The organism is Bradyrhizobium sp. USDA 4501, from assembly GCF_054062115.1.
Window position 1 is genome coordinate 3123706 of sequence record NZ_JBSSEX010000001.1, and the last position, 21719, is coordinate 3145424.

The following is a 21719-nucleotide window of genomic DNA, read 5'->3' on the forward strand; positions in this document are numbered from 1 at the left end:
TTCAGCACAAAATTTTCGAGAACTTTCCTTTGTCCGGAGTTCTCTAGTCATGTCGTAGAATACGGGGATTCTAGAACAACAGACGTGGAGGCATCATTCTGAACTACCACCTTTTCGCTACTGTGATAGCCGAGAATTGCTCCTCGCTCAATCGCAGCACACCGCTTAACAGTGAATCGGCACAAGACGCGGACGCCCGCACCTAATCTTACTGCGTCACAAGCGATGATCTGTGTAGTGGTCGAACTTGATCGCACAACAAGGACATCTCGACAGCATTCGGACGAGCCCATGTTCGAGCCGCCGTCGCATCGTCGCGATCGAATTTGGAATGTGACGTTGGGTCCGCAGCGGCAGATCCGCGGGGTCTGTAATCTGCGGGAACGCGATCGAGCGGGATCGGCCGGGCGCATCGAGCGCCTGAGGGGGGAATCGTCTCCCGCTCGGAGATCAGGAATCCGTAGGCCGCAATGCACATCGTTGCGTGATGATGAAAGCCGCGCCAGCCGCGTCCCTCGAAGTGGCCGAGCCCGACCTCCTGCTTGAGGTCCTGATAGTCGCGTTCGATGCGCCAGCGCAATTTAGCCGTCTCAACGAGCGTCCGGAATGCCACATCCTCCGGCAATGTCGAGAGCCAGTATTTGGTAGGCTGGTCCTCGCCTTTCGGCCATTCGATCAGCAACCATTCCTGCGCTCGCCGGGTGGTTTGCCAATAATCACGATGCGCGGCACGAACCCGCACGCGGGCAAAGCGCGAGGTCAGCTTTTCGTTCGTTCCTTGCCGCCACGTGATGGTGCGCCAAGCTTTGGCCGGCAGGCCGATCGCGAGCGCCTTGACTGCGGCCGGCTGATGCTGACGGTTGCGGCGCATCAGTTTTGGTGGACGGCCGCGGCCCGACCATGGCTTCGGCGGCAAGGGACCGGTGCCGGGCGCCCATACCGTTGTGCTCGACAGAAGACCCGCCACGTAGGTCAATCCTAGCGCCGTGATCTCCGTGCGCAGGTCGCTGTTGTTGCCATAGCCTGCGTCCATCAGCACGACACCGCGCGGGAGGCCGCTTGCGCAGGCCCACTGCAACTGCTCCAGCGCGATCTCCGGCTTGGTCCGGAAGCCGGCTTCGACAGGAATGCCCACCTTGCTCCGCCGATCGCGGTCCTCAGTCCATTCCTTCGGAAGATAAAGGCGATAGGCGACAGGCAGGCTGGCGTGGTGGTTGGCAATCGATAGCGACACCGCCACCTGGCAATTATCCTGCTTGCCGAGCTGCCCACAATATTGCCGCGCAACTCCAACCGAATGTCGCCCCTGCTTGGGAAATCCGGTGTCATCGATGATCCAGGCTTCGATGGGGGCGCCTTGACGCCGTCTCTAGGCCTCCGTTCTAGGGAGAGGGAAGCGGAATATTCAATTCGCTCAAAGCATTGCTCGGCTTGCTCTTCGCAGCATTTCCCGCACGACCTCTCCCTATGCTTCGCTTCTCGATCTTTATCAGAGCGCCGCACGCGCTCTCGGCTCCTCACTGTGGACCACGACATGCCCGATCGCCGTATAGAGCGCCTGCCGCTCGCAACTCAGGGTTCACCTCTAGATTTCGCGCAAGACGCTGCCGGCCTGCCCCCCAAATGGTCTCGTTGCTGGGAAGCTTGCGCTCTCGCCAATCGTGCGCCGCGCGAAAGATACCGCCATGCCGGGAGATATTCGACCTCTTCTAGCTAGGCGACGCCTCCGCTTCTGCCCGAAAATTCGTCGAAGTACGCTCCGAAATGCCGTTGCACGGCGAGCACCTGTGAGGTCGTGACTTCTCCTCTCGTGGCGGCTTCCTTGAAGTCGATCGCCCTCTTTGGCGCAACAGAACACAACGCTTAACGACGTACTGCGTGCGTTCTCAGCCAAGGAGTATTGCAAGAGAGTAGCCATTCTTCCGAAAGTCCAACCAACGTCGATTGCCGGTTAGCGAAAGGCCATTTTAGGAATGTTGTTTCAATCACCACTATCTGCCGCTTTCTGCGAGGAAGTTGACAGTTTTGTCGCGTGAGGTACCATATTGTAGTTCCAGCCAATTCCTTCGCCTCGTGTGGCTTGTATCGCTTCCGACCACTCGGAATCGATAAGCAGCCCTAGGAGGCAGACATGTTCTTGACAAAGCTATCGAAAGAAACGCCCGCATACAAAGCAATCGTGGCGTTGAATAATGTGAATGGTTTGTCGCCTCGAGAGCGCCAGGCCTTCATAAAGATGATCGTGGACGACGAAGATCCGCTGTACGCAGCGACAGCCCTCGATTTTGCGAACAATGTGTCGCCAATTGAGGCGGAGCTTCTCGTTGGTAGAGTTGTGCAGGCGAAGAACCCCTGGCTTGCCTTTGATCTCCTGCATGGCATCGATCATCTCACAGAACGAGAGAAAGAGCTGCTGCGCCCAGCAGCAGTCTTCGATTAGCCATTTGAGCCGACCCACAGGTCGGCTCTTTTCAAGGTGGGTGTTATGGAAGACTCAGATAAAGTAAGTACTGTATCTGCCGATGCCCGTTATCTCGCCGCATGGTCGGAGGTTACCGCTCGGATTACGCAGCGCCAAAACGCGCTCTATATCTTTATGGCAACAAGCGGCGTTATAATTGGTTTTGCCTTCTCAATGAAAGGATTCCCGGTCGGAGCCAGAGCGCTCGTGTTGTTAGCCGTGCCTTTGACCGCGTATACAATGGCGCTTCTGAACGAGAAGCACAATCAAACTATCGCGTTACTTAGATCGTTTCTTGCACTGTGCGAGAAATCGTCCGACAAGACGACGCCCTCCCTGCGAGACATCTCCTATAACTGGCATATCGACTTCCGTGAAGCCGCACTCGCATTTCGTCGATATCACGATCGCGCATTTGCAATCGCCATTGCTGTTTTGTGTACGATCGGACTACTAACACTTGTAGTACCGCGGCTTGCATCTAAGGGATTTCCCACGAATCTTTCTGATGTGATATCGCCAGGATTTATTATATCTGCAGCAGTCTATTTGGCGATTTATTTGATGTCCTCGATTGTCGCTATGTTGGCTGTTTGGAGAACGGCAGTTTACGAGTTGGAGAGCCCGATCGAACGCCGTCGGCGCATCCAGTCTGGATTTTGATTGCTGCGGAGTTTCGTACGCATACGGCGACGACGTCTACGCCCACTGGCCCTGCACCGCACTCGAGGACGGCAGCGCCGAGCGGGCCCACATCCATCATATGGCATCCCCCGAGATCACCACTGCCGCGGTGTTAGCATCTCTGTTCGGACGATGGAGCGCGGAATTGCAAACGACCCCAACGACTCCGTCACGGGTCGAGACCATTCCCAGCCTGACTTTCTGGGTTCTATGAACCCAAGAAATCTTTACTTTAGTCGTCCGGCGGAGCCGTAAAGGTGGTGTGCGGTGAACCACGATGGGAGCATGCCTCGCCTTGGCGATCCCTTTAAAGCTTCGGCTGCGACGGGTGGACCTTCTCCCCCTGAAGCGTGAACCGAATGAGGGATATGTCTGCACGGGTGAGAGCACGCGCCACATCTGCAGGGATGGCTTCGCCATCCGGCAGAACAAGGAAGCACTTGCAGTCGCCATTCCCGGTAGCGTCGTGACCTACGACTTGCCCGATCGCAGTGTAGAGCGCCTGCCGCTCGCAGCTCGACTTTACCTCGTAGATTGCGGAAACGGGTTTGCCCTTATTGACCCGCACGGCGATCTCGTCTCGAGCGATTGAACTCGTCCGAAGTGCTCAGCAAAAATCCATCTCGTGTCTGGAAGCACAACCGTATTTCTTTCGTAACCGTTCGAGTAGCACACCTTCCGTTTGACGCTGCTCAAACTCCTCGCCGATGAGCCATTCATCTATTGTCCGCACGCGCGCAAATTGAGCGCGGAAGCCCAACTCATGCTCCCAGATTGTGCCCCAAAGTGATACTGACCCAATCGCGAGGGCGACTGGCCCTTGCTGGCCGGGCGGCGGAAGGAGCGGAGGGGACAGCCAAGTGTTTGCTAGCTCTCTCCGCGCTAACACGTTCCCGATGAAGCGCTCGACCTGACCCCTAGTCTTGAGGGCGTACACACCGCCGTGACCGGTTTGATTCACGTTGCCGCCTGACATGGGATCTTGAGGAAGCCAATGGCGCCAGCTATGAGGCCCAAATAGATTTCCGTCCCAAGACACGACCCAATACCGGTGGCCCACGAGTTCGCCGAGAGTAAAGCTCATGCAGGCTCCTTTTCGGGAACCTTGGTAGGGACTACCGGAAGGTCAGGCGGTTCTGGACTGATCACAGGTTCCTTCAGCGGGACCACCTCATGTCGCCTGAGAGGCTTACCGATATCGGGTTCCATGGCAATGGCCCTCGTCTGTGTTGCTCACCTTTGAACCCATTTCGACGTACTTTGTTCTTATTTTCTTCCGTAAAATGATGTGACAGGCCCCCAAAGGGGCGTGGACACATACTTTGAACGGTAATATTTTGCCTCGGGCACTGTTCAGCGCCGATAGGTTTGCCCAAAGTTTAAGTGTGTCAGAGCCCACGTCGGCAAAGAGCGCACCGCCGCGTCTCACCAGACCGCTGGCAGAAGTGATCACATCGGTTGAGCGGCGGCGGTGGTGGTCGCGAGATGAGAAGGAACGGCTAGTTGCAGCATCACTCGAACCAGGAGCCACTGTGTCCGAGGAGGCTCGCATGGCCAGCGTTCACGGTGAGACGAGCGTGGCGCCGTTCGTGCCGGTCGAGATTGGGCCGTCTGTGCCTGCGCGGGATGTGGCCGAAGCACGATCGACGACGGCGGCGGCGCGTCGAATGGAAGCTCCTGCGCCGAGGCGACAAGCCCGCCGGCCAGAGGCTGCCTGACCTTCACGCAACACCGTCATAGAGCTCGCCGTGCCCACGCGCATGCGTCAATCGGCGACCGACGCGTGTCGACACGACAAAGAAATCTGCTCTCAACTGCACCGTTCGGTTTCTGGCCGCCCATCTTGGCCTTGGTGCCGGCGATTCCCCTAGAGTCCTTTGTCGCGCGCCCTAGGGGCGCATCGAATATCGCACCCCAGTTGTGAGCGAAGGACCGCTTTCCAGAGTCTATTTAATCGAGAGCCCAGACACGTTTACAGTTTCGTCGCGAGCATCGAGTCGGCTAGGCCGGATGTGCTGAAATGGACCCCGATTTTGGGACCAGAGGCTAAGTTGGGAAAGGGCCGCTCCGTTTGATAGACGGAGGGCATGATGACGAAGAAGACACGACGGAAGATCGACGCGGCCGTTGAAGGCAAAGATTGCGCTGGAGGCGGTGCGGGAACAGGCGACGGTGGCGGATCTGGCGCAGCGCTATGAGATGCATCCGAACCAGATCTATGCATGGAAGAAGCAGCTGCTGGGCCAGGCGGCCCGGGCCTTTGACGCGGGTGTCGGGGGGAGAGCGAGGAAACGCGCGAACGCGAGATCGAGAAGCTGCACGCCAAGATCGGACAACTGACAGTCGAGCGCGATTTTTTAGCGCGGAGGTCCGGAAGGTGAGCACGCCGGACCGTCGAGGAATGCTCGATCGCGCCGACAAGGCGCTGTCGATCCGCCGGCAATGCATGCTGCTTGGCATTGCGCGCTCTGGGATCTACCGACCGCCACGGTCGGCCAACGACAACGACCTTGCCCTGATGCGGCAAATCGACGAGTTGCTCACCGCCTGGCCGTTCCTGGGCTCGCGGCGAATGACCGCGATGCTGAAGCTGAGGGGCTTCAGGTCAATCGCAAGCGCGTGCAACGGTTGATGCGTAAGATGGGAATCGCGGCGCTGGGACCGAAGCCAAGCACGACGAAGCCGGCGCCGGGCCACAAGATCTATCCCTATCTGTTGCGCAACATGACGATCGACCGGTCGAACCAGGTGTGGGCGGCCGACATCACGTATTTGCCCATCGGCCATGGCTTTCTTTATCTCGTCGCCATCATCGACTGGGCGAGCCGTGCGGTTCTGGCGTGGCGTATCTCCAATACAATGGATACCTCATTCTGCCTCGCTGCGCTCGACGACGCTCTGGCACGGTATGGCAGGCCGGAGATCTTCAACACCGACCAAGGCAGCCAATTCACCAGTGCGGCCTTCACCGGCGCGTTGGCGGGCGCAGGGATCCAGATCTCCATGGATGGCCGCGGTCGTTGGATGGACAACGTCTTCATCGAGCGGCTGTGGCGGTCGCTCAAGCATGAGGACATCTATCTCAAGGGCTATGCCGACGGCCGCGAGGCCAAGAAAGAGATCGCCAGCTGGATCGCCTTCTACAACGATCGTCGCCTTCATCAGGCCCTCGGCTATCGCACGCCGATGGCGGTCTGGCGCGAACGGATGCAGAGTCCGCGAAGGCAGTGGACATGATGGACAACGCTGACGCGTTGACCACATGCCCACAGCAACAGACAGAGTCTCTGGCAGCGTGATAGAAAAGGATCAGGAGCGGTCAGTTTCCAACTAATCAAGCGGTCCCGCTCCGCGGGTCCATTTCAGTGCTTGACGGGTTCTGTCGGGCAATTTCCAGCAGAGCCCCTACTAGATACTGCAGGTGATCAGCGTGCTGAGTTAGCTACGATGGTAGAGGCGCGTCTACGCGCGCTAATGGCTAACTGCCAATCGTGCACCATGCAAAGGGAATGATCGCTATGGCCGAACCTATCATCAAATTAGGCTCACAAGGTGAAGCAGTAAAGAAGGCGCAAAAGGCGTTGATTGAGAGATATTATCTTCATCCCGGAACAGCCCATGGCATCTTCGGACCGGTGACCCGAAAGGCGGTTATAAATTATCAAACTGATCGATCGGTAGGCCATGACTGGGCGTTCTCATTTCCCCTAAAAGTGGACGGCATCGTGGGGCCGGCGACTTGGTTCAGGCTAACGCCAGAGACCGTCAAGAAGGGCTCAAAGGGCGGCGCTGTGAAGCTCCTCCAGGAAATACTCAAGCACTACGCGGATCCTCAACTTGATCCTGGGGCCATAGACGGCGATTTTGGACCGAACACTGAGACCGCGGTAAAGGCATTCCAAGCATCCCACTTTGATTTCGACGGTAATCCCTTGAAGGCTGACGGAATTGTCGGTCCCAAGACGTGGGCCGCCCTCTGGAGTTGATCAAGCCTGTTTCAACTGCGACGCGAAACGGGGAGTTCGAAAGCATCACAATCAGCGACGCGCAAATAACCGACGCTTAAGGAAGCTTCATTTTGCAGAGGAAAGGCACTCGGGCCTTCCCTCTGCGCGCCGAAGAAGCGGACTGCCAGGGGCCAATAAGTGACAACGTTCCCGGTTTGGTGAGACTCCTGGAGAGCTTGGTCCATTCTAACCCAAGTGCGGCTGCGGAACGGTTCACCCGTGTCCACCAGGTCGCCCCTATAACGAAGTTTCGTATCCTCACCGGTTCGTCGATTTCTTCAAGAGGATGCTCAAGGAGGGAATCGCCATGGCTGTACCGCCGCTTGACAATTATGGCCACTATCCGCGGATGGCGCATTGGTTCAATCCAATCCTCCTCTTCAAACTGCTCATCAACGTCATTCTCTCGTCGATATTCGGCTCATACGCCGACCGGCGCCTTATGATCGCGGCGCTCGACACGAGCGACCCGGTCAAATTGTTTGATCGTGCTAAAGGCGCCAAAGATGCCTTTCCCAAAACTCCAGAAGGAGCCATCTGGATCGACTTCGTGGCCGATCTTGGAGATGGCTTTGACAGCACCTACGCCGTAGCAAGCCTGCTCGCGCGGAAGACCCTAGCGCTCGGCAAATTGACATTACCCCGGGGACAGGCACTTTTCATGGGCGGTGACGAAGTTTACCCGAAAGCCACAGAGAATGCCTATCGATATCAGTTGCGCTTACCATACGCGTGGGCGTCCCCGGATTTTCATCCGGAGTCAGAGGCGGGCGTCCCGCTCTACGCCGTTCCCGGCAATCACGACTGGTACGACGGCCTTGTATTGTTCTTGGCTTATTTCTGTGGGCTCAAGACAACGCGCTTTGGCAGCTGGCGCACGTATCAACGTCGCAGTTACTTCGCACTCCAGCTCACCGAAACTTGGTGGCTCTGGGCCATTGATATTCAGCTGGCCGACAACATCGACCAACCGCAGTTCGACTACTTCACGGCTATCGCGGAGAGAATGCCCGACGACTCAAGAATTATCCTGTGCAGTGCCGAACCGGGCTGGCTCTACACAGACACTAACTCCAAATCGTGGGAGATCACTGATTATGCGCTGCGCATCGCCAGCGATGCGAACCGCGGACTCACTGTTCCAATTGTAATCTCCGGCGACACCCATCATTACAGTCGTTACGTGGGGCCAAATGACGCCCAATACATCACGTCGGGCGGTGGTGGCGCCTTCCTGCACCCCACTCACCAGCTTGCTCCGACAATCGATATTAAGTTGCGGGGAGCAGTTCAGAAGCTTCACTTAGCTTTAGCTTCCGACAAGGGGCCGGAGCCAGCGGTGTACCCTGCATTCGATGTTAGTCGACGACTCGTTTGGAGAAATTGGTTCTTCGCATTCACAAACTGGGATTTTTCAATCCTGATGGGGCTTGTGTACTGGCTGTTGGCAATTGGTATTACTCTCCGCAACGAATGGGACATGTACGGCCTTGTCACGGTCGTTTTTTGCTGGTCATTGATTGGTTACACGACGAAGCAGGAGAAATCGTATAGACCGACGGTCCTAATCACCAGCGCCGTTCACGCGACCGCTCATATACTTGTCGTTATATTTGTCGCTCGATTCCTGATTTCTTACAACGACGCGAACTTCGTCCTCACAGGCTCCTGGTATAGCGTCTGGAAGTGGCTTGGCCTTCTTCTGCTGGAAATGTTTCCCGTCGGATTCCTCGTGGGCAGCGGCCTTTTCGGCTGGAACATGATGCTTACTTGCAGATACTTCCGGATGAATCGCAACGACGCTTTCAGCGCCCTCCGTATCGGCTCCTACAATAACTTCTTACGTCTGAAAATCAGTGAAAAGAGCGTCGATTTTTTTGTCGTGGGTCTAGATGCAGTCCCGGCCCGCGATGACTGGCAAAAGAACCCTAAGCACGGACCGCATACGCCAGATGAGCCGCGGTTCGTTCCCAAAGGGGTGCTCAAGCCGCATCTCATCGAGAGTTTCTCGCTGAAGTTCTAGTTGAGCGCCGGACACTGAGGAGGCTCTGATGATCGCACCTAAAACAATTGCTTGGCTGGCGATCTTCCTGCTTTCGTTTGGTTTGGAAGGGCGCGCTCAGGAGGCGCCCGCGAGCAGCCCCACAGAACAACCCGCGCTCAAACAAGCATCGCCGCAGGAGAACAACGATTCGCAGAAGGCGGCGGCTCCCCCGAAGAAACGATACGATCCTCGCGATCTCTGCATCACAGAAGAGGACGCCGGATCCGAGCTCGTAAACAAAAGGCGCCAAATTGGCGGCCGGATCATTTTCGATACTTTCTTGCTCCCAACCGGCCAAGCAGTCGATGTAGGACTAGACGAAGTATTTTCTGAGACTGAATACTACTTCGGGTCTCTCGATCTCGGCACCTCGAAGCCGACTATTCTGGATCGGCCCCTCGTCGTGGCGCGTCAAGCATCCGATAGGGATCCAATCGTCAAGAAAGGTCTAATGCGAAAAGACCGCACCATCCTCGCCGTCCGAATCCCCGATGTACTGAATGCACCTTGGTCGCGAGCCGATTTCTATATTTTTACCTGCCGGGATGGATCGCCGTTCAAAGTATCCGAAGCCAATGTCAGAGTCAGTCCGTCTCTCTATAGTTCGATCTTGGCTGCTCTCAGTGTTTTCGCCGCCTACCTCGTTGCAGCGTTTGCCTTTCGCCCGAAGCGCCCAGAGCGCTGGATATCCTATTTGAATCCAATTCCCATCACATCAGGCATGGACGGTAAGGCCAGCTTGGGAAAGCTGCAGATTCTCATGTTCTCGCTTATTGTGTTTGGATTGATCACCTATTTCCTGCTCAAAACCGGATTGCTCACGGATATTTCAAGCACCGTACTGCTGTTGCTTGGCATCGCTGGCGTCGGATCGACGGTAGCTAAAGGAGCCGACCTTTCCAGGACAACCATCACGCCAGAGAATCGTGCCTGGCTGATCAGGAAGCGGTGGCTTCCATCGAACGTCAATCCTACGACCAGTGATGCGCATTGGCGCGACCTGTTTTCGACCGACGGTGAATTTGACGTTTATCGCTATCAAAGCTTTATCTTCAGCCTGGCGGTAGGTGGCGCTCTCATAATTGGCGGGGTCACACAGCTCTCCTCTTTTGAGATTCCACAGACTTTGCTGGGCATTCTTGGGCTCAGCCAAGTCGTCTATATCGGCGGAAAACTGGTTACGCCGACCTCAATGGCTGACCTCAACAAGCTGATCGGCGAGTTGCGAGAGGCTGAGAACAAATTTCGGTCTTCCGCGATCGCTGCGAACGCTGGCGTCCTTCCTGCATCACTGACCACGGCAGTCGTGCCAGCTAGTCAAGCAGCTTATGATGCATACATGACACTCGCGACCGACGTCTCTACATTATTCACCGCACAAACCAATCTGCCCGTAACCGCCGACAAGCTCAAACCTACTCTTTGACTGTACATCTATCGCAACTTGGGAGCTTGCGCCGACGAGCTGCGCCTCGTCACGTCATCGGACTACGGCCAGGCCGGCTCCGACGCCTCGATGTCAATCGGCCTGCAAATTTGGCTCTGACTCACTTTTGATGCAGTTTGGGGGATGTCTGGCGCTTTGATTGGGGGAGAATCAGCGCCATGCAGCAGGCACTCCAGCGCTCCAATCTGGTGCCGAGTGGGTTTGTTGTAGAGAGTGCGTACTTCGAAGGCGATAAGGCCGTTATTGCGGTCCGGGCGTCCGGAAGCGTTGGTCTGTGTCCATCGTGCGGAACGGTTTCCCGGCGTGTCCATAGCCGATATCGGCGACGTGTGACCGATCTGCCGCTCTCGGGGCGGATCGTCCAGCTCCTGGTAATCGCCCGCCGCTTCCGCTGCGATGCCGTCCTGTGCGGGCGCCAGATCTTCACGGAGCGCTTCGCCGAAGGGGTACTGGCACCGTCGGCGCGGCGCACGGCGAGGATGGAGTCGATCGTTCATCACCTCGGCTTGGCGCTTGGTGGTCGACTGGCGGCAGGCTTCGCAAAAAGGCTGATGCTGCCGGTGAGCAAGGATACGTTGCTCCGCGTCGTCCGGCGCCGTAGCCGTCCGTCGGCTGATGCGCTCAGAGTTATCGGCATTGATGATTGGGGTTGGCGCCGCAATCACCGACACGCCAGCATCATTTGCAATCTGGAACGCCGCCGGGTCGTCACCCTGCTGCCGGATCGGGAGCCTGCGACCGCCCAAGCCTGGCTTGCTGCCCATCCTGCGATCTCGATCGTCGCCCGCGATCGTGGCGGTGGCTATGGCGAAGCGACAGCAAAGGCCTTGCCGCACGCGGTACAGGTCGCGGATCGTTGGCATCTGATGGAGAACGCCAGCCGAGCCTTCCTTGATGCCGTCCGCAAATCGATGCGACAGATACGCACCGTCATCGGTGCGACCACGATCAATCCCAAACTGCTCACAGCCGCCGAGCGCCTCCAGTATGAGGGCTATCTTCGCCGCGAGGAGACCAATGCGGCCATCCTGACTCTTTCGAAGAATGGCTTACCCATCAAGCAGATCGTGCGTCAAACTGGCCACAGCAGGAAGCTGGTTCGGCACGTGATCCGCGGCGAGCGCAACGATGTTTTCCGGACCCGACAAAGCTCGTTGGACCTGCATTTGCCTTGGCTCGACGATCAGTGGGCGTCCGGCTGTCGAAACGGAGCTGAACTTTGGCGCCGCCTGAAGGCGCGAGGCTTTCGAGGCTCGCTTCGCGTCATCAGCGAGTGGGCGACCCGCAGACGACGAGCTGAAAAGGCCGACACGCAAAACCTTCAACGGATTCCGTCGGCCAGAACGATCGCTCGCCTCATGACAATCGGCCGGGACTTGCTGACGAAAGCGGAGACCGTCACGATCGCGGCGATCGAAGCTGGCGTACCAAGCTTGGTCGAGGCCCGCGACATCATCGCCGAATTCCACGTGATGATCCGGCGAAAGGTTGAGGAAGGGCTTACCGCATGGATCGAGCGCGCTCGCATCAGTCTCGTCGCCTCGTTCGCGAGCGGCGTCGTCAGGGACGAAGCGGCGGTTCGGGCGGCAATCACCTCGCCCGAGGCAAGGCACCATAGAAAAGAAAGCGCGGGTGGAGGGAGGTCCACCCGCGCAGGCTTGACGCTCGCATGGGGGTAGCACGAATGCTTGAGCAGCCAAGCCCGCACGTCTCCCGGTAATTCACGTGCCAGATGCCACGTGCTGATCACGACGCTTTCCGCCGGTGCGAAGGTTGGCCGGTAGACAAGCTACGTCGGCGGTCGAAGTCTCGGCGATGTCAGCCATTCAGTCATATGTGCCGTTACTTCTTTCTCACGGGCCTTCCGCAAGGCCTTTTCACGTTTGGCACCGGCCGGCAACTCTCGTTTGCATGAAACGGCGGCGATGCTTTGTCACCCTCACTGCTTCCGCCGAGTCAGCGATGGCAACCGCGTATACTATGTGCCTGAATTCCTCGGCGTCGCCGTCTTCCTTGAAGACAGCAGCTGTCACTAACCAACCATCCATCTTGCCGCACCTCAAGGAGCCGTTGTCTTGTGTGGCGTCGACCCAGCGATCCTGCAATTTCGGAGCCAAAGCCAGATGAAGAACCGCCCTCGCTCCATCGGGCTCGTTGATGGCGTGGCTATAGCCTATGGTGGCGCGCTGGGATGGAGCTCCGGCGCATAAAAGCTCGGGCGCTCGTGCCGTGGAATGTGCGGCGGCTCCGCGTCGATCGCAGTATCTCGCAAGAGAAACTGGCCCGCGTCGCTGGGATTGATCGCTCATACATGGACAACCTTGAACGGCACTCGGAGAACCCGACAATCGATCTTATAGGTCGCGTCGCCGAAGCTCTCGGCGTTCATCGGTCCGAGCTGTTCGCTCTGCCGCACAAAGGTGCCAGGGCTCCAAAGTCACTAGCAAAAAGTTGTCGTAGATGAAGTGCGAGAAGACTAGAACGTTGATCGCTTCACCCTCCAAAGCTGTCGAGATCGTAGCAGGCCCACGCCCAAGCCGTTGTGCCGGGAACAACTTTGCTGCCGGCTGCTATCATTCCAGCAACCTTGCAGTCCGATAGTGTCGCCATGTATCCCTCTAGGATCGTTATTCCACCATCTTCTTTCTGGTAGGTAACCACGCCTAACGCGCCGGATAATCCCTGCTGGAGGGTAGTGTCGTGGCAGACATAGGAGGCGGAAGAGCCGGGCGTCGCAGTCGCGGCTTTGATCGCTGCCTCACCCATCTTCCGGCACTCGTCTATGCTTTGTGAGGGCTGAGCGGTGATGTTGATCGTGGCTAAAACGCTCAGTTGCGTCGAAGCGACTATAACGATGAGCGGCGACATGGCGACGGACCACCTTAATCATCACGGCGTAGTTGCTCTGAGCGCATCAGGCCATCGAAGACGGATGGGGTAGGCCATTGCGCGCACCTCTCTTGGTCGATGTCTTCGGTTCTGTTTGCCCGTACATATAGCCGCCATGCTGTGCAAGCCACATTGACGACGGATACCGCCGCGTCGGCGATGAGAATGGTATGGTTTCGAGCCGGGTTGATGCTCATGGGCGGCGGTCCTCATGCGCAGCCTCGGAGATGATCTTGATCAACCTAAAAAGCGTGAGTGGATGTTTGCTTATCAGTTCTGCGGACGTCCGCAGAGCGAATCGCCGCCTCGAAAGCCGGAATGAATTTGAGCCTGTCCATCGCAGCATGCTCCTTATGACGAGAACTCCGGTTTGGAGGCGGCTTTGGTGGCGGCCTAGCCGCCATACGCTTCGCAATCGCGGCAAGTGCGACGCTCGTTTCCGCCTTCCCTTCGGACCCTTTCTTTAAGCGACGCTATCGCGTTCTCCAAAACCTCTTCAGGGGTCATGGAAAGATCTCCGCAAAGCCCTGTCGCCGAAGACCTTGCGGTCTGCGGCTGCAAAAAGACGCGGGCGTCTGGAGGAACCACCCGCGCGGAGTTTGCTACGCCAAGCCTGGTCTGTCTGGGGTTGCGTGAAGATTGACAGCCAAGCCAACAAGCCTCTCAGCAACTCGCATGCCAGACGGTCACTATGCAGGAGTGAAGACAAACAGCGCGGAACTCGACAGAGCGCAATCTCTGAGGCCGACGCGACGGAAAAGCGTGCGGGCGGAGCTGCTGACGGACCGCCCGCACGAAGTTTCCCATCGAAGCTTGGCCCTCGCGAGGATCACAACTAAAGCGACCAAGCCATACCTGGCTCAGCAACCCGCGTGCCAGACGGCTGGAGAAGACGCGAGAGGACAAAGCGGTAAGCCATCATGGCGCGCAACTAACTACTCGTACCGCTTCCGGACATGCATGTCGTTAACCCGACGCGGCTTAGGCGAAAGCAAACGCGCGGCTAATGGCGCCGGGGACGTGGGGGGATCGGATTGACCTTGTCATCGTGTATCATGATCAGCTCGCCGGGCTTCAAGCCGAGACTTTGCAACATGCCAGCTTCGATCGGACAGTTGAGCATTGCGGCATTGGCGCCGCTGTCTTCGATAGTCAGTTGCACGGCTTCGCTTGGGTCAGCGACCGCGACCGCGTAAGTTATGTGCCTGTACTCTCCGTCGCCATCTTGCTTAATGGCGACCGTCACTAACCAACCACGCATCTTGCTGCGCCTCGGGAAGCATCGCCTATGAGCTACCGAGCCCCCTGCAATTCCGGAGCCAACGAACACCTTACATGCTGTCAACCGAGCGCTGCTCCGCGTGATCACACAACGTAGCGCTCCCGGGCAGGAGCGGAGCAACTCCTGAACACGCGCCATGAAGGTTTCCGTTGAACGCAGCAGTTGATTCGCGCATAATGCGGCAACTTTGGTTTGCGCGCAGGACTGGACCATGCCCGAGGTGATTTATGTTCTTACAAATGAAGCAATGCCGGGCCTGATCAAAATCGGAACCACGAACGGCGACATCGCCGAGAGGATTAAGCAGCTAGATAATACGTCCATCCCGCTTCCTTTCGAGTGCTTCTATGCAGCGGAAGTCACGGACGCAGCAAAGGCCGAGAAGGCGATACATACCGCCTTTGGTGATCATCGGGTCCGGCCAAGCCGCGAATTTTTCAAGCTATCGCCTGATCGTCCCAAAGCCATCATTGAGCTGTTGTGCCTCAAGGTTGTTACGCCCGGCACCGAACTCTTCACCGAGCCGGGAGATAAGGAAGCGCTGGGCGAAGCCAAGAAACGGAGAGCTAATTTTAGCTTCGCAACGGTCGGACTAGCACCGGGGACAATTCTCCAGTCGGTATTTGATGAAAACATGACGTGCACAGTCAAAGGCGAGCGGTGGGTGGAGTTCAGAGGACAAGAGCAAAGCTTGTCTAGTTCGGCTCTCCAGATTGCGCATGAAAAGGGCTTTGGCTGGACTGCCATCGCTGGGCCGGACTATTGGAAATATGACGGGAAGACGCTCTCGGAGTTGAGAGAAGATAAGCAGAGCGAAGAGTAGCGGCGCTCATCGGATCGTCGGCAGCGCGGCGCGACTGTAACAAGGAAGCACTGGGGAAACGCTTAGCTCATGAGGGCTTCGAGCCGCTTCGCGGCCTCGCGAATGAAATAGTCTCTGACTTCAGCGTCGGGAATAAATTTGTCGGCCCGCATGCAGACCTCATCCATCAACCATCGGGGGTCGAGCCGCATGATGAACACCCTGCTGGCACAGCTGCCCTTATCGCGCTGACAGCCTCTTTCTTCACAGATCTGGCCACCACCTTACGCCAAAGCGGCTCCGATGATCATTCCGGCTTATGAATGGACCGGAGTGAAGGCTCAGCACACCAGCGCTGAGCCCTGGTCACCGCCGCTAGTTTAGTCTCACTCCCCTTGGTATGAAATGCAATGAGACGACCGGCGGCACGTTTGTCGGTCAAGCCGGCCACCGCTGCCACTATTTTGGAGAATTGACATGGCTAGAGTTCGGACCGTTACTGCGGTATCAGCAAACCTGATTCAGTTGCCCGGTCCACTCAAGGAACAACTTGTCGTCGTTGCCCTGGGCGATGTCCCGACCACTGGATGGTCTCACATTCGATTATCTCCTCGATATTATATCGCTCCTCCCGCAGACGGCATCTGGGATTTCGACTTCATTGGTGATGAGCCGACAGAAGTCGTTGGACAAGTCATCCTGCCTGTTGCCGCTGAAATTATCGTTCCCTATCCAGCTTGGTGCACGGGTGTTCGTGTTCATTCTGCCAGCAACAATATCACAGCTAACGGTGCACCCGTCGCAGCGACGCTGCTTGCGTCCGCAGCAAACGCACAGGCTGCCCGCGATCCCGTGCCCGCGATCCATCGACAAACGCAAGTTTCGACGATAGCTTTCAGCCGACGGGACGCACAAACTTTGATCCATGGCCACACCTCGAAATGAAAAAACTCCACCACGAGCTTGAGTTCGTGGTGGAGGGACCGGATGAGCAAAAGATAAAAGATTGCGTAGCTCGGGCAGCGGCCGCGGGACTAATTGCGGCCATCATTGCGGCTTTTGCTACCTGCGGAGCCGCCGTGCCAGCTGCAATTTCTGCTTTCCTAGCGGCTTTGCAGAACTGCCTGGGCAACGACTTCACAGTGAGGATCGATAACCACTCGCATTGGGAATACTGGTGGACGTAATCTGTGCAGTTCAAGCTCCCTTCTTCGCGAACCACTGCCGTACGCGTCGCTTTGTGTGTAAGAAATGAGGTTTCACATGCTTCCAATCTCAACAGTGCATGACAAAGAATGCGTTCGCTGTGGTTCTGGATTAGTCACCCTCGAGTGGCACGAGCGCGTCTCCGCGAATGAAGCTCAAGATCTTTGGCGCTGCTGGAACTGCAAACACCAGTTTGTCTCCGTCGCCACTTCAGATGAGAGGGAGCTCTCAGCGGAAGAGATTACAAGACCATTCTTTACGAGCCTGCTCGTCTGACCAATGACGCCGGAGCAGCTCGACCTTATCAGGACGTCATTTGACGCGATGTGGCCGATCCGCCGCGACCTCGCTGACCTGTGCTACAACAGATTCGTCGAACTAGCTCCTGATGCAAGACAAATGTTCGGCGACGATACTGAGAAGCAGCGGATGAAGGTGCTGGATATGATCACGGCGCTGGTCGCCTCGCTCGACGAAAGACCGATGTTCCAATCGCTGATCGCGATTTCCGGTCACAAGCACGCCAGACTTGGCGTTCAGCCATCGCACTTTGTTGCAATGGGCGAGGCGTTGATGTGGAGCTTTGAGTGCAAATTCGGCGCTTCTTTCACCCCTGAGCTGAGAGAGTCCTGGCAAACACTTTACGCCACCGCCCAGAACGAGATGCTGCGCGCGACTGGCCGGCATCGTTCGTTTTGACAATGGCGGGCGAACAATGGCGGGCGAGAGGCCTAGTTCGTGACGTCGGACACCCATAGGACGTAGGTCAGCGCACAACGCTCAGCACCACGCTGACCTGTGGAGTGGGCAGTTCGACACCGTTCGGACAAGCCCTTCCTCGATCCGCCGTCGAATTTGGCATGTGAATGGGGTTCGCGGTGGCTGATCGGCGAGACGGCGAGTGAACGGTGTCGGCCGGGCCGGCCGACGCCCCGAGGGCAGAATCCGCCCCCGCTCGGAGAGCCTGACACTGCTAAAGGTGTTTCTGAGCTATCCAATCATGCGCATCCTCTCGTCTACCACGGAAAGGCGCGCCGTGGGTGCCACCGGTGCTCGTGCTCTTGAGCCGGACATTCCGCGATCCGCTGAATTGCAAGGTCTCCAACGCGTGCATCGACCAGTGCTAAGCGATAAGACGTTAAGTGTTGAGATCCGCAGCTACTTGCCGATCGAATATTCGATCTCGACTTGCGACTCATTTACCCCTGCTTTGGGATCGGCGTGGCCAGTGGTTCGCGCAATTCCCCGGATATTAGCCAGCGTTCCCGTGCCGCCCGTGATATACGAGACAGTCGTGTTGCTAAGTTTTCCCGGCCCCGCACTATGAGCGAGCACAGTACCGCGGGTGAAGAACTTGTCGCCGTTCTCGAACACATAGACATTGTATATGCTGGCGGGACCATTATTGTCGACGTAGTCGGAAACGCCCCGCGTCCACGTTTCCTTGATCTTCAAACCATTGACGACGGGAGGGTTAGTCGGAAAAGTGCGATAAATTTCAAATGATCGCACCTGATGGCCCGCGGCATCGCCGACGTCGAGAAACTGCTGTTGTGTGTATTTGGCATTTTCCGCGCCCGCTTTGTAGGATACGCGCTGCGTCTGTTGGGCGAACGCATCGCCCATCGGGACGGCAACAGCGAGGCACAGCAGAGCTGCTGTAGATAGAATGGTAGCGCGTCGTTTCATGGCAACCTCCTGATCTGGCAACTGAACGCCCCTTTGATGTTCTAGCCCTGATTGCCGCACTGCTTCGGGGCAACGAAAAGCGCAGAGTCCTCGAGCGCGTGTCCGAGCTTCATGCCGCCATAAGAACCGATAGAGCACGTCGGCACGGCGACTAGCTTCAGCCCTCGCGTAAGAGCCTTCCTAAGTAAAAGGGATCGCGAGCACCGCAAACTTAGTCCACCTCAAGTATCATTTCGACTTCGACCGCGGCAAGGCGCGGAAGCGCCGCCACGCCCAGCGAGGAGCGGGCATGTTTCCCAATTAATTCCCCGAACACCTCGACCATCAGGTCGGAATATCCATTGACCACCTTGGCTTGGTCACCGAAGTCATCGGCCGAGTTCACCCATGCCGACCACCTTGACTACGCGTTTCACCCGATCGAGGCTACCGAGCGCCGCTCGCACCTTTGCCAACATGATCAAGCCGGCCTGCCGTGCAGCTTCGTAGCCTTGGTCGACGGTCAGATCCCGTCCGAGCTTACCCTTCAAACCGCCTGAAACGTTGCCCGCCATGAACAAGAGAATTCGGACTTGTACCGCGTTGACGTAACTGCCGACCGGAGCGGCCTCAACCGGCAGCGTGATGCTCTTCTCTCTCAAGCGCGCCTCCGCACTCGGCGAATTCTCTGCCTGCGCGCCGTCAAATGCAGAAGCTAGGATCACCAAACAAACGGCGATCAATCCGGCGAATTTCCTCATCGAGGGGCTCCCGCACTTACGTGGCCGTCATTGAATCGAAGCTTCTGGCTTATTTTCACTAAGGGTAGTGTGGGGTATTAATTTGCGCGGGTCTCCTCCCAATTGGGGTAGGGGTAGCAGTTCGGAGCCCTCTCGCGTTCGCTCTGTCCTATTGCGCTCCTTAGGCACTCCCGGTTCACAGCCTTCTGCGACGCTCTCCGCCAGAGCCTCCGCCGCTGACAGAAGTAGAAATTGAAAACGACACACAGCGGGCTGCGTGCCCCACAGAGAATGACCATCCATATGATGGCTCTACCGCGCGATATCTGATACCGCACAGTTCACGCCAGTCTCAAGCGCGCTCAACCGATCCATCTGCTTGTTCATTTTGCCCCTTGCATCCAGCGATCACCTGCACCAATGCTGAAGCAATCGCTCTACCTCCTCGTAAACAAATCTGGGCCAGTCATTTTGTGGAAGTTCCAGTCCGTCCCCACGTAGTACATTATCCATCGAGTTGGAATTTTGTCACCGGCCACACGTCCATGCCAGATCGTCATTGTCCTGCAGCTCGGAGCTGTGGCGGAGGTCCAATTGACGTAGAAATCTATTTTGTTCGCCGTGACGTTTCCGGCTACAGAGTAAGGATGTCCCTGACACGACAAGCCCGCCGCGTTATTCACATACGTTCCTGTGAAATCGCCTGTTAATGCGTCGAGCGCCTGTATCGAAAGAACCGAGCCCCTCTGATTGACCCATGTAGACGGGACTGCCAGCTGCGCGTGCGCTGGTAGCGATACGATGGAAAAGAGCAGTAGCGCAAAAAGGCGTGTCATAGTGTTCTCCTTGGCCGCCCCAACAAAGCCAGCCTGGTCATGATCCGGTTCATGAAGAACAGTAACCTGACCATGTGCCCCAGCGCTTCGTTCCAACAGAACGGGACAACCTGAGGCTTGCAGTCGCACTCGTTCGCTTGGCTGCTTACGTCGACGACCGTAGCAAAGCATTAGATTTGAAAACTATCGACCAGATCTGGTAGTCGACAATGCCAGTTCGCGATGTTTTCATTATCGATGTGTATGCCAAGCGTCGGTCGAACGCATTGGCCTCGGTTGAGTTGCAGAACAGCTGGTCGCTGAAAGGCTCCCAGCCAGAGCTGTCTGCGGAACGGTATTTCCTCGCTCTCTTCAACGGAACAGCCAATGCCTGGTAAGGCTCCGCAGGTCGAACCGCTTCCGCCAATCGAGCCCCAGTATCTTCAAGCAGCCACCATACAGGCTGGCCAGCTCAACACCCTGGTTTGGCAGAAGATGGGGCTTATATTCGCCGTTCAATCAGCCACCATCTTTGCCGCATATTTCTTACGAGGCTCGTTCCTCAGTTGGATGACGCTTCTCGTGGGCCTTCTCTTCTGCTCAGGTGTCGTTATGAGCATTCATCTCGATGTGAAAGGACGCGGACGCCTTCTCGCGCAAGCAAATTACATCGGACGGCATTTACTGCGTTTATCCCGCCGGGATATCGTTTTTTCTCTAGAACCCTATCCTGATTGGACGCATCGCCCGCACTGGACATTCTGGAGGCTGGGACTCTTGACTGGAATTTATCTTTTCGCTGCGTTCGCTTTCAATGTCCCATGCTTTCGTGAACAAGCGGACGTGTATTTGCCGGCTCCTCTCTTGCCGTCGACGCATTGACAACCTACGGTTGATTCTGCAATATTGCACCCAGTGATCCTCGGTTCGTGGAGCTAGTAGCTAGATCGATTTGGCTACCGCCTCCATCAACCGGAGGTGAAGAATGTCAAGGCGCGATGTGATCGGCTGCTCGTTCGGTGCAGTTAAGGCCGATCTTCAAGGGAGTCAGTCGATCGCCGATTTCAGCAACGTCTCGTAGCGAAAAGAACGACATCGTCCGCAGCGCTTCGAGCTTCTCGATCAGTCCGTCAATATCGGCCTTCAGACTAGTTAGGAAGCTGTTCTCCTGAGCCGTCAGCTCAATCTTGGCCTTCGTAACTTTGTCGAGATTATCCCGGCATTTCTCGCTGAAGTACTTGCCCAGCCGGTCGATGACGCCCTTTAAGGTATTCAGGTGACCTACTGCAGTTGCGTCATACTCCTTCTCGACTGCCAAGACCGTGTCTTTTTGTTTTGTCTCCGTCAGCGCGGTCGAACAATAAGGGCAGCGGTCCTCGAGTTGGAGTAATTAGTTTCCTTTGATCTGCCAGGCAATCCACGGGCAGGCTCCTGGCTCTTAATAAACGTCTCGAACGGCTTCAGCGCGTCGGGAATGTTCGCGATCTTATTCCCGGAGCCGAATGCCTTGTGGATCTTGCTGCTTTTTGGAATGGCGCCGGTCTTGGAAGATTTACCGAACGCCTCCCGCAACTCCTTCAGATCGCTAATGACCAGTCCGATGTCGGCGTTGTCAGCGAAGGCTTTCTTTATCCCGGCCAGCAAAGCATCGATTTCAGCTATTTCTGCCAAATA

General features: G+C 56.8%; 21 protein-coding genes and 3 pseudogenes. 14 read left to right on the plus strand and 10 right to left on the minus strand.

The features are described from left to right. Window positions 1–208: 208 nt before the first annotated feature. Window positions 209–1348: pseudogene (locus tag ACVWZM_RS14355) on the minus strand (IS701 family transposase); the annotation flags it as partial. A 783-nt stretch (window positions 1349–2131) separates the two neighbouring features. On the opposite strand from ACVWZM_RS14355, the gene ACVWZM_RS14360 reads away from it, so the two are divergent. The 10 genes and pseudogenes from ACVWZM_RS14360 (at window position 2132) to ACVWZM_RS14405 (ending at window position 13107) form a co-directional block, all read left to right on the plus strand. Beyond that, entirely contained in the window at window positions 2132–2440 is a 309-nt protein-coding gene (locus ACVWZM_RS14360; RefSeq protein WP_456853626.1) for a hypothetical protein, read from the plus strand. Between the two features lie 45 nt (window positions 2441–2485). Beyond that, entirely contained in the window at window positions 2486–3124 is a 639-nt protein-coding gene (locus tag ACVWZM_RS14365) for a hypothetical protein (protein WP_456853628.1), read from the plus strand. A gap of 316 nt (window positions 3125–3440) precedes the next feature. Continuing rightward, a complete protein-coding gene (locus tag ACVWZM_RS14370; protein WP_456853629.1) occupies window positions 3441–3737 on the plus strand; it encodes a hypothetical protein in 297 nt (98 codons plus the stop codon). An 853-nt stretch (window positions 3738–4590) separates the two neighbouring features. Then, window positions 4591–4863: a transposase gene (locus tag ACVWZM_RS14375; protein ID WP_456856694.1), complete on the plus strand. Its 273-nt coding sequence runs from the start codon at window positions 4591–4593 to the stop codon at window positions 4861–4863. A gap of 409 nt (window positions 4864–5272) precedes the next feature. Further along, a pseudogene (locus tag ACVWZM_RS14380) lies at window positions 5273–6382 on the plus strand (IS3 family transposase). A 281-nt stretch (window positions 6383–6663) separates the two neighbouring features. Beyond that, window positions 6664–7131: a peptidoglycan-binding domain-containing protein gene (locus ACVWZM_RS14385; protein ID WP_456853631.1), complete on the plus strand. Its 468-nt coding sequence runs from the start codon at window positions 6664–6666 to the stop codon at window positions 7129–7131. A gap of 328 nt (window positions 7132–7459) precedes the next feature. Continuing rightward, window positions 7460–9175, plus strand: coding sequence for a metallophosphoesterase (locus tag ACVWZM_RS14390; RefSeq protein WP_456853633.1), 1716 nt, complete (start codon window positions 7460–7462; stop codon window positions 9173–9175). Window positions 9176–9203: 28 nt separating this feature from the next. Further along, on the plus strand, window positions 9204–10622 hold the full coding sequence (locus ACVWZM_RS14395; protein WP_456853635.1) for a hypothetical protein: 1419 nt from the start codon (window positions 9204–9206) through the stop codon (window positions 10620–10622). A gap of 179 nt (window positions 10623–10801) precedes the next feature. Then, window positions 10802–12244, plus strand: a pseudogene (locus tag ACVWZM_RS14400) (ISL3 family transposase); the annotation flags it as partial. A gap of 605 nt (window positions 12245–12849) precedes the next feature. Then, a complete protein-coding gene (locus tag ACVWZM_RS14405; protein ID WP_456856695.1) occupies window positions 12850–13107 on the plus strand; it encodes a helix-turn-helix domain-containing protein in 258 nt (85 codons plus the stop codon). Window positions 13108–13136: 29 nt separating this feature from the next. Here ACVWZM_RS14405 and ACVWZM_RS14410 read toward each other — a convergent pair whose 3' ends face one another. Together ACVWZM_RS14410 and ACVWZM_RS14415 are read right to left on the minus strand one after the other, a co-directional pair. Continuing rightward, entirely contained in the window at window positions 13137–13511 is a 375-nt protein-coding gene (locus ACVWZM_RS14410; RefSeq protein ID WP_253637940.1) for a hypothetical protein, read from the minus strand. Between the two features lie 1024 nt (window positions 13512–14535). Further along, on the minus strand, window positions 14536–14793 hold the full coding sequence (locus ACVWZM_RS14415; RefSeq protein WP_456816958.1) for a hypothetical protein: 258 nt from the start codon (window positions 14791–14793) through the stop codon (window positions 14536–14538). A gap of 232 nt (window positions 14794–15025) precedes the next feature. On the opposite strand from ACVWZM_RS14415, the gene ACVWZM_RS14420 reads away from it, so the two are divergent. Further along, a complete protein-coding gene (locus ACVWZM_RS14420) occupies window positions 15026–15637 on the plus strand; it encodes a GIY-YIG nuclease family protein (RefSeq protein WP_456816957.1) in 612 nt (203 codons plus the stop codon). A 62-nt stretch (window positions 15638–15699) separates the two neighbouring features. Here ACVWZM_RS14420 and ACVWZM_RS14425 read toward each other — a convergent pair whose 3' ends face one another. After that, window positions 15700–15828, minus strand: coding sequence for a hypothetical protein (locus tag ACVWZM_RS14425; protein ID WP_456816956.1), 129 nt, complete (start codon window positions 15826–15828; stop codon window positions 15700–15702). A gap of 265 nt (window positions 15829–16093) precedes the next feature. Here ACVWZM_RS14425 and ACVWZM_RS14430 point away from each other — a divergent pair, with 265 nt between their 5' ends. Together ACVWZM_RS14430 and ACVWZM_RS14435 are read left to right on the plus strand one after the other, a co-directional pair. Beyond that, on the plus strand, window positions 16094–16561 hold the full coding sequence (locus ACVWZM_RS14430) for a hypothetical protein (protein ID WP_456853637.1): 468 nt from the start codon (window positions 16094–16096) through the stop codon (window positions 16559–16561). 540 nt (window positions 16562–17101) lie between these two features. Then, on the plus strand, window positions 17102–17521 hold the full coding sequence (locus ACVWZM_RS14435; RefSeq protein ID WP_253637946.1) for a globin domain-containing protein: 420 nt from the start codon (window positions 17102–17104) through the stop codon (window positions 17519–17521). A gap of 459 nt (window positions 17522–17980) precedes the next feature. Here ACVWZM_RS14435 and ACVWZM_RS14440 read toward each other — a convergent pair whose 3' ends face one another. From ACVWZM_RS14440 to ACVWZM_RS14455, 4 genes are all read right to left on the minus strand, one after another. Then, entirely contained in the window at window positions 17981–18511 is a 531-nt protein-coding gene (locus ACVWZM_RS14440) for a hypothetical protein (RefSeq protein WP_456853639.1), read from the minus strand. Window positions 18512–18722: 211 nt separating this feature from the next. After that, window positions 18723–18896 (minus strand): RidA family protein, encoded by a 174-nt coding sequence (locus tag ACVWZM_RS14445; protein WP_456853641.1) that lies wholly within the window; start codon window positions 18894–18896, stop codon window positions 18723–18725. Then, on the minus strand, window positions 18880–19251 hold the full coding sequence (locus ACVWZM_RS14450) for a hypothetical protein (RefSeq protein WP_456853643.1): 372 nt from the start codon (window positions 19249–19251) through the stop codon (window positions 18880–18882). Before ACVWZM_RS14450 ends, ACVWZM_RS14445 begins: the two co-directional genes overlap by 17 nt. A gap of 416 nt (window positions 19252–19667) precedes the next feature. Next, window positions 19668–20237: an avidin/streptavidin family protein gene (locus tag ACVWZM_RS14455; protein WP_456853645.1), complete on the minus strand. Its 570-nt coding sequence runs from the start codon at window positions 20235–20237 to the stop codon at window positions 19668–19670. A 195-nt stretch (window positions 20238–20432) separates the two neighbouring features. Between ACVWZM_RS14455 and ACVWZM_RS14460 the strand changes: the two genes are divergently transcribed. After that, the gene (locus tag ACVWZM_RS14460) at window positions 20433–20927 is read left to right on the plus strand and encodes a hypothetical protein (RefSeq protein ID WP_456853647.1); all 495 of its coding nucleotides are present in this window, start codon (window positions 20433–20435) and stop codon (window positions 20925–20927) included. A 106-nt stretch (window positions 20928–21033) separates the two neighbouring features. Here the strand turns inward: ACVWZM_RS14460 and ACVWZM_RS14465 are convergent, their stop codons facing one another. Together ACVWZM_RS14465 and ACVWZM_RS14470 are read right to left on the minus strand one after the other, a co-directional pair. Next, entirely contained in the window at window positions 21034–21363 is a 330-nt protein-coding gene (locus ACVWZM_RS14465) for a hypothetical protein (RefSeq protein WP_456853649.1), read from the minus strand. A gap of 26 nt (window positions 21364–21389) precedes the next feature. After that, window positions 21390–21716, minus strand: coding sequence for a hypothetical protein (locus tag ACVWZM_RS14470; RefSeq protein ID WP_456853651.1), 327 nt, complete (start codon window positions 21714–21716; stop codon window positions 21390–21392). Window positions 21717–21719: the final 3 nt, after the last annotated feature.

Bases quoted from the DNA above. Each gene is read 5' to 3' on its own strand.
- ACVWZM_RS14360 (WP_456853626.1), top strand. From the start codon at position 2,132: ATGTTCTTGACAAAGCTATCGAAAGAAACGCCCGCATACAAAGCAATC.
- ACVWZM_RS14365 (WP_456853628.1), top strand. From the start codon at position 2,486: ATGGAAGACTCAGATAAAGTAAGTACTGTATCTGCCGATGCCCGTTAT.
- ACVWZM_RS14385 (WP_456853631.1), top strand. From the start codon at position 6,664: ATGGCCGAACCTATCATCAAATTAGGCTCACAAGGTGAAGCAGTAAAG.
- ACVWZM_RS14390 (WP_456853633.1), top strand. From the start codon at position 7,460: ATGGCTGTACCGCCGCTTGACAATTATGGCCACTATCCGCGGATGGCG.
- ACVWZM_RS14395 (WP_456853635.1), top strand. From the start codon at position 9,204: ATGATCGCACCTAAAACAATTGCTTGGCTGGCGATCTTCCTGCTTTCG.
- ACVWZM_RS14410 (WP_253637940.1), bottom strand. From the start codon at position 13,511: ATGTCGCCGCTCATCGTTATAGTCGCTTCGACGCAACTGAGCGTTTTA.
- ACVWZM_RS14415 (WP_456816958.1), bottom strand. From the start codon at position 14,793: ATGCGTGGTTGGTTAGTGACGGTCGCCATTAAGCAAGATGGCGACGGA.
- ACVWZM_RS14420 (WP_456816957.1), top strand. From the start codon at position 15,026: ATGCCCGAGGTGATTTATGTTCTTACAAATGAAGCAATGCCGGGCCTG.
- ACVWZM_RS14425 (WP_456816956.1), bottom strand. From the start codon at position 15,828: ATGCGGCTCGACCCCCGATGGTTGATGGATGAGGTCTGCATGCGGGCC.
- ACVWZM_RS14430 (WP_456853637.1), top strand. From the start codon at position 16,094: ATGGCTAGAGTTCGGACCGTTACTGCGGTATCAGCAAACCTGATTCAG.
- ACVWZM_RS14435 (WP_253637946.1), top strand. From the start codon at position 17,102: ATGACGCCGGAGCAGCTCGACCTTATCAGGACGTCATTTGACGCGATG.
- ACVWZM_RS14440 (WP_456853639.1), bottom strand. From the start codon at position 18,511: ATGAAACGACGCGCTACCATTCTATCTACAGCAGCTCTGCTGTGCCTC.
- ACVWZM_RS14450 (WP_456853643.1), bottom strand. From the start codon at position 19,251: ATGAGGAAATTCGCCGGATTGATCGCCGTTTGTTTGGTGATCCTAGCT.
- ACVWZM_RS14455 (WP_456853645.1), bottom strand. From the start codon at position 20,237: ATGCTTTGCTACGGTCGTCGACGTAAGCAGCCAAGCGAACGAGTGCGA.
- ACVWZM_RS14460 (WP_456853647.1), top strand. From the start codon at position 20,433: ATGCCTGGTAAGGCTCCGCAGGTCGAACCGCTTCCGCCAATCGAGCCC.